The sequence below is a fragment of the Granulicatella sp. zg-ZJ genome, assembly GCF_010892355.1.
Taxonomy (GTDB): domain Bacteria; phylum Bacillota; class Bacilli; order Lactobacillales; family Aerococcaceae; genus WM01.
Map to the genome: position 1 here is coordinate 1 of NZ_WNJY01000045.1, position 7,618 is coordinate 7,618.

Annotated in this window: 7 protein-coding genes; 1 reads left to right on the forward strand and 6 read right to left on the reverse strand. The window is 29.5% G+C overall.

Annotated features, from left to right (window positions below; genetic code table 11):
• A partial coding sequence (locus GMA11_RS09225) for a hypothetical protein (RefSeq protein ID WP_205422929.1) occupies positions 1-206 on the forward strand: 206 nt, incomplete at its 5' end.
• Positions 207-533: 327 nt separating this feature from the next.
• Here GMA11_RS09225 and GMA11_RS08855 read toward each other — a convergent pair.
• The 6 genes from GMA11_RS08855 to GMA11_RS09230 all read right to left on the reverse strand — a co-directional run.
• Positions 534-743 carry a hypothetical protein gene (locus tag GMA11_RS08855; protein WP_163546785.1) on the reverse strand — a complete coding sequence of 70 codons (210 nt, stop codon included), beginning with the start codon at positions 741-743 and terminating at the stop codon, positions 534-536.
• Positions 744-1,124: 381 nt separating this feature from the next.
• Complete coding sequence (gene csn2, locus GMA11_RS08860; protein WP_163546789.1) at positions 1,125-1,784, reverse strand: type II-A CRISPR-associated protein Csn2; 660 nt, start codon at positions 1,782-1,784, stop codon at positions 1,125-1,127.
• 2 nt (positions 1,785-1,786) lie between these two features.
• A complete protein-coding gene (cas2, locus tag GMA11_RS08865; protein ID WP_163546786.1) occupies positions 1,787-2,119 on the reverse strand; it encodes a CRISPR-associated endonuclease Cas2 in 333 nt (110 codons plus the stop codon).
• Positions 2,116-2,982, reverse strand: coding sequence for a type II CRISPR-associated endonuclease Cas1 (gene cas1 / locus GMA11_RS08870; protein ID WP_163546787.1), 867 nt, complete (start codon positions 2,980-2,982; stop codon positions 2,116-2,118). Before cas1 ends, cas2 begins: the two co-directional genes overlap by 4 nt.
• Positions 2,982-7,031, reverse strand: coding sequence for a type II CRISPR RNA-guided endonuclease Cas9 (cas9, locus tag GMA11_RS08875; RefSeq protein WP_163546788.1), 4,050 nt, complete (start codon positions 7,029-7,031; stop codon positions 2,982-2,984). Before cas9 ends, cas1 begins: the two co-directional genes overlap by 1 nt.
• Before the next feature lie 341 nt (positions 7,032-7,372).
• Positions 7,373-7,618 (reverse strand): hypothetical protein (locus GMA11_RS09230; protein ID WP_205422930.1); only part of this gene is annotated, 246 nt, incomplete at its 5' end.

Genomic DNA, 7,618 nt, shown 5'->3' on the forward strand with positions numbered 1-7,618 from the left:
ATTTTGAGCCTTTTTGTTATTTGTCGTTTTATAACCATTCAAAACAGCACAGCTCTAAAACAGTGATGTGGAAACAATCAGCTAAATTAGAGTTTTATAACCATTCAAAACAGCACAGCTCTAAAACCTCAGAATTTTGTTCGCCGGTTTATCCTCAAACTGCTCGTTCTAGCAAAACTTCAGTTTTGAACGGTCTTTTAATTTGATTATAACACATTCATATTATTAACGTTAAAATAAGATAATTTTTCTTATAAAACTACGATATTTTTGAGTTTTTTCCGTCATTATATAAGTCGTCTAATCTTCAATAAAATAAGAACGATATTCAAAATAATCGCAATCCATAATAATATTTGTATTTTTCATGATATTTTATAAGTAAGATACAACTAAGAGCCGAAGCCTTTAGCTGTTCTATTTTTTCGAAAGTTCTTTACTATTTCGAGTAAAATTTTGATGATTTCAATTATAAGTAGTATCATCATTGTCGCTTTATTCGTTATTGTAAAAGGCTTTTTTGTAGTTTTCTCCTATTCTGTATATTTTAATTGTTCTTCTCGTTCTTGTATAAGTATCTTTAATTCGTTTAAATCTTCTTGTGTTGCTTTGTTTCTAATGAAACTTCTAGCTTTTCCTCTGTCTGTTAAATAATTTCGATGTTCTCTATTCTTTTCGTTCCACCGCTTATCAGCTTCTACTTGTTGTTGTATGTCTTTATATCCTTTTCTTTTTTCTGTCATTATTCTTCATCATCTCTTTCTATCCTTTTGTGTATCAAATAAACAACAAAATATATGAGTATGTATTTCATTTTCTCTTTTAACATGTTATACTATTTACAAGGAAACGAGAGCTTTTGCTCTCTTTTCCTTGTAAACAACTACTTAACTTTCTTACGCTTGCTTTGCTTCGATTGTTTTCGTGGTTGTTTTTTATTTTTTAAACTTCCAAAACAGCTATAATAAATATTATTATCATTATAAATTTTTTAATAATATGCATCTTCTATTTTTACAATTATATCATAATACGGCATTACAAACGTCACAATAAACTATCGGAAATTATTTTCCCGATAGTTTATTGTCACTTATTGAGTACATTTTGTTACTTCATGGCAATCATTTGTTTTCTTCATAGATTAAAAAATAATCATTATCCAAAGTATACTGTGAAAAATCATATACTTTTCGTGGCTCTACAAAAAGAACATAAATATTTTGTAATTCAATATACTCTTTTAGAACGTTCATATCTTCTTTTGATAAGTAGACACACGTATTTATGAAAATAAGTACTTTTTTCTTCTTCATATACTTAAATACTTGTAAAATTTCCAAACATTTTTCAAATACACTATCACTTGTCGTTTCAATGATAACTCCCAACGCTTTTATCAACTCTAAAATGGTAATTGTGTCATAAGTTAAGTCTAATTCATTTTCTAAACATTCAAATATAAGTAATTCTGTTATGTTCGATACTAATTTTTCTATTTTTGTTTTGACATCGGGTTTATCATTTAACTGCTGTTCCAAATCGTGATATACCGATTTTATGACAGTAGGAGAATTTATATCATAACCTAAAATATCGGTGATACAAACCAGTTCAGATGGATGTATTGTATCAATGGTGTCATAAATTACAATGCCTTGTTCTCCAGTATAAGCGTATAGATTTTTTATAAAATCAGCAAAAACCGATTGTGTTTCTAATACTAAAATAGTGCACTTATCCAATGTGATGGGTTCATCAATTAAAGGAAAGTTTAATTTCATCATTATATTTCCTCTCCCAATATAATTAGCCTAGAATCCGAATGAGCAACAGAAACATCTCTTTCACCGCATAAATAAATCATTTTAGAAAATTGCTTTTCTGTTACGGTTAAAATAGTGATATTTCCTTCTTTTGGATTATTCTCATTCAATCTTGCAATCATTGCTGTACTAGCTGAATGATTTAACAATAATTTACTATATACTGAAAATTGATGCATAATAAATCCTTCATCAATCAAAAATTTCCTAAACTTACGATATGCTTTTCTTTCGTCAGCTGTTTCTGTTGGCATATCAAACATTAAAATCATACGCATATACCGATAACTCATATCCTAAACACAGGAACTCCTTCTCCTCCATTGCTTAATGCTTTAATGACCTTTTTTGTATATTCTTTAACAATATTCGTTAAATACATTTCCTTATTATTATATTCAAATGTATCCGAAAAAATAGAAAATAAATGTCGCTTAATATCTTGAAAAGGTCTGTCTTTATTTTCATAGACAATTCTATCAATAATCGGTCTAAACGGCTCCATGATATCACTCGCCAAATTAAAATGATTAAACTGATTAGCATGTTTTAACCCAAATTGTGTCATGCACCCACAGACAACAATCTCGCGAGAAAACATACTCAACAATAACGTATATCCATAGTCTAAAGCCGCATTTATATCATTATTATCATCACGAGTAAACGAATAGCCAAATAGTGTATTAAAATAAAATCTAGCCACATGCCCTTCTCTATTTGTAGGGTCATACAATTCTAATTCATCTAGTAACTTTAAAACATGATTCGCTTTTTCACAAAAACCAAAGTCATTTAGTAAAAGAAATTGATTCAATATTTTTTGAGAAATAATTTTTGTCCAAACACGTACTTTCACATCTTGTTCCCACATTACTTGTTTGGACAACTGTAAACTAGAATCGTGCTTTGCATAAAATGGTACTAAATGAGCTGTTGGTAATCGTTTATCATCACAGAAAATGACAAGAATATTCTCATCGACTAATCGTTTAATTAACATAGTTGTCAACAGTATGTCCGTTGTTTCAAGTAATAGAATATCAATTTCAGATAAATGAATCATTTCTGTTTTATAGGCATCTTTAAAGACTAAATGATTATTTTTATACGCTAGTTTCGAGTGTGTATTGACAACAACTGTTCGCCATCCCATTACAATGCTCCTAAATCAATACGTGTTTCGTATAAACCTGTAACAGATTGATAAATCAGTATTGCAGTCTTACATTTTGTTGTAGATTTATATCTGAATCTTTTGATACTTTTATCGAAAAATGTAAAAGCAGTAGGTGCTCCAAACGACGTAAATGTCAGTAAGTTTACAAAAGATTTCGCAATCGTTTCAATATCGCTATTTTTATTTTCTTCGTATAAACATTTTAACTCATTAACTACTTTATCTGCTAAAATATATTGATTAAATTCTACCACTCGTTCAAATAACACATCAAACAGCTGTCTATTTTTTCCCAAACTATATGTATCTTCACTATCAACAGTTGTCTTTCCTAGTGCTGCGGCATGATATAATAATTCTGTTAAAGGTTTATCCAAACGAAAATAATTCCCTTTTTGTAATTCGTTTGAGGTAGCTAATAATCGACGTCTGCCATTTTCAAATTCAAACAAACTATATTTAGGTAATCTAAACCACGTTTTAATATTCTCAAAACCTAACGACGTTAAATAAGCTCGTTCATCTTTTTCGAACGTCATTCGTTCAAGTAGATTGATACCAATGATTTTAGACACTTCTTTTGGTTTCTTTTTAGATTGATCCACATACTTCACAAAAACAGCATAGGCTTCTGTAGGCTCAATAAAACCACCGTATCTCGCAGCATTTAAATGTTGTTTTCTATCAATCAACTTATTGTTATATCCCGCCGGCTTATTTGATTCTTTATACAACCTTCCCGTTTGAATCTCCGTTTTTTTCGTCACTGTTACCGGCATGCTATATATCACATGCCCTAACTTCTCTTTCATACGTTCCTTATCCCAAACAACTTCACCAGTTAATGTATCCACAAGTCTTTCTTTTTGCATAAAGGAGAGGATTTTATTATACATTGCATGTCTTTGCGTTGCTTTCATTCCATTTTGGTCAAAAGTACCGTGTTTGATATAACTGCCATATACCAATTCTTTTTCCATTTGAGGATAAAGTTTCAACAATACATCGGCTACTACTGTTAATAAGTATGCATCATGAGCGTGATGATATGGATTAACTTCTCTTAACTTATACAACTTTAATTCTCGTCTAAAACGAGAAACAATATTAGCGTGAACCGTCATCACTTTTACGCGTCTTATTTTTCTACCGTCATTATCTATCTCTTTATTAAATTTATCATCTAATAAACGCGCAACGTGTTTTGTAATTTGACGTGTTTCCACAATTTGTCGTTGAATAAATCGCATTTTATCTTCAACTGTCAATTCTTGCTTCATTAAACGACTTAATTTTTTATCACTTATTAAACCTACTTCATGCAATTTTTTCCAAAACAAACTTTCTTTTCTCACGATGTCTAAATCAAGTACCTCATTTGTTTTTTTAGCATTTTCTTTAGCTGAAGTTAATACTTTATTATCAACTGAATCATCTTTAATAAAACTTCTTGGCACAATATGATCAACATGGTACTGTGATAAAAAGTTTATGTCTAAATCCTTACCAGTGTATAAATCTTTTCCATTTTGCAAATAATATAAAAATAGTTTCTCTTTTTGTAATAATTGATTATCCAAAACAGGCTCTTGTTTTAATAACTCACTTCCTAAATCATTCAGACCTTTTTCAATCGTTTCATATCTTTTTTTTGAATTATCTTTTCCTTTTTTCGTTGTTTGATGCTCTTTTGCCATTTCAATCACAATATTTTCTGGTAATTGATTTCCCATAACACGAATAATTTCATCAACAATTTTAAGACTTTGTAAAATACCTTTCTTAATTGCTGGACTACCTGAAAGAGAGGCAACAAGTTCTTCATTATTATCTAACTCTAATTGTTGTACTTGTGCTTTTTCAATTTCCTCTTTAAATGACAATGATGTATCACGGATTAACTGCATGAAATTACGATTATTTAATTCATCATCTATCAAATAATCTAAAATCGTTTTTCCGTTTTCTTTATTTCGTATCCCATGTAATAATGTTTTTGACAAACGTCCCCACCCAGTAAATTTCTTACGAGATAATTTTTTAATTATCGCATCATCAAGTATACCTAAATCAAATAACTGTTTTTCAATCATTTTTCGATCATCAAAAATAGTTAAAATATGAATCACATTTTCAATAAGTTCTTCATTTTTCACATCATCTAAAAAATCTTTAGAAAAAACTTTTAACAAGTCTATATATGTACCATACGATGCATTAAACGCTGCATCATTTTGTACATTTTTCAATTTAAAATCATAAAACTGCAATTCATTTTCCATAAAACGAATCAACTGTTTATAAGTGACTTTTCTATATTTTTTAAATAATGCATCAAATATTTTCTGTTTGTCTTGTGTCGATAAGTAAGTCCATTGACCTCCATTAAATTGGAATCTAACTTTTGTTAATTCATTAAATACCATATATTTTTCATAAATTAAACTATGTTTAGGTAAAACACGGCAATCAGGTAAATATGTATCAAATAGTGTCATTTTTTCAATAAATCGTTTCGCAGATTCTTCTTCATTGACAATTTCTTCAAAATTCCAAGGACGAATAGGTTCGTTTGATTTTCTAGACAACCAAGCAAACTCACTTTGTCCATTTGCTAGAGGGCCTACATAGTAAGGGATTCTAAACGTTAATATTTGTTTGATTTTGTCGGCGTTGTCTTTCAAAAATGGATAATGCTTTCCTTGACTTTCTAAAATAGCCTCTAACTCTCTTAAATGAATTTGATGAGGAATAACCCCATTGGCATAAGTCCGTTGCTTATTAAGGAATGTTTGACTTTCTATTTTATCAATAAATATCTGCCCCTCTGGAATTTTCCCAATGAGAGCTTTTGTAAAATTATAAAAGGCTTCTTGAGAAACAGGTTTAGCCGTAGATGTAAATGTGGAACCAACTTTTTTATGTTCACCAGAAATATATCCTGCATATCCTTGTTGACTTTTATCTTTGAACATCACACCATATTTATCAGGAAGATATAATTTAAAGAACTGTTTTAAATCTTTTAAGTCTTGATGGTGTTCATGATACTTCACAACCATACTAGAAGATAGCGGTGCATTAGAATCTAAGGGACTATCTCTTAAAATATCAAATAATAATATAGACTCATAAACTTTTTTAGCATACTCAAATAAAGGCTCATACTCTAAACCAATAATTGCTAAAAGAGCTTCTACTTCTTCTTCATAAGTTTCACTTGAAAATTGTAGGTCAAATTTTTCTGTTAGTTTGAATACTGTTTTAAAATCTACTTTATTTCCAATAATCAACTTAACAAAATATTTCAAAGCACTTTTTGACAACTCATCTGGAAAAAGTTTCATAATATTCTCTACTTTTTTACTTTGTCTGAGTTTACGTGTCAATTCCTCTTCATATAAATGCTCATTTATTTTATTTAAACTTCCAAAATGTTCTTCGTACTCTAATAAAAATACTTCAAAATTCTCTTTAACGGTTATATTAGACACATCAAGTGAACCTTCAATGAGAAAATGTCCACGGTATTTCAGAATATGTGCAATTGCTAAATAAACAAGGCGTAAATCTGCTTTGTCATTCGTATTAGCTAAATACTCTCTAAGATGATAAATAGTTTTAAATGTATTGTGATAGCTGATTTCTTCTTCCAATGTTGAAAAAATCGGATATTTAGATTCCGATAATTTTTTATCATCTTCTTGCAAAAAACTTTCACTTAATCGATAAAAAAAGTTTTTATCTACTTTCATCATCTCTTCCGAAAAAATATCTTGTAAATACAACAAACGGTTACGACGTCTGTTATATCTACGTCTTGTTGTTCGATGTATTCTTCTTTCTGCTGCTGTTTCAGCCGGTTCAAATAAAGAAGAACCCATCAAACTTTTTTTCACATACTTCTTATCTGTATTCCCTAAAACTTTTATTCTTTTAAAAGGTACTTTATAATTATCCGTCACAACAGCATAACCGACAGAACCTACTCCAATATCTAAACCTATTGAATATTTTTTTGCCATAAAACCCCTCCTATTTTTAAGTAAAACGCTTTACATTTTTAACAAAACCTGTTAAAATAACATTGTTTAACCATTCAAAACAACATAGCGAGTTAAAATAAGGCTTTGTCCTTTAACAAATTTGTGTGCCGTTCCGGCACTTTTTTATTTCCATTACGTTTTAAAACGTTTTCACATCAGTATATATTTCGTTCATTACTATTAAATCTTTCTTCTGTATACAAAAAGTATTTAGCCATAAACAAAAAGACTTTTTCAGTTTCTTCTCTACGACTAATATTTTGAATCATTTTTAAAGTCATTATATCATATTCATAACAATCAGTATATTTTTCATTTCATTATTCGAAAAAGAGCCACCATATTAACAATCCAACACCCGTTAAACCTACTAAAGTTTTTAGTTTTTCTTCTGTTGTTGTTTTTCTTATGGTAAAGGTAACATTATTCCCTTTTTTTGGGCTCTTCGTCAAATTGTGTTGGTGGAGAGAAATAGTGAGTATGTTGGTAGTGAATGGCATTAACCATTCACTACCTTTTTCACATTCTTTTTCTGCCACTGAGAATGGTGTTGTATGATTAAAATA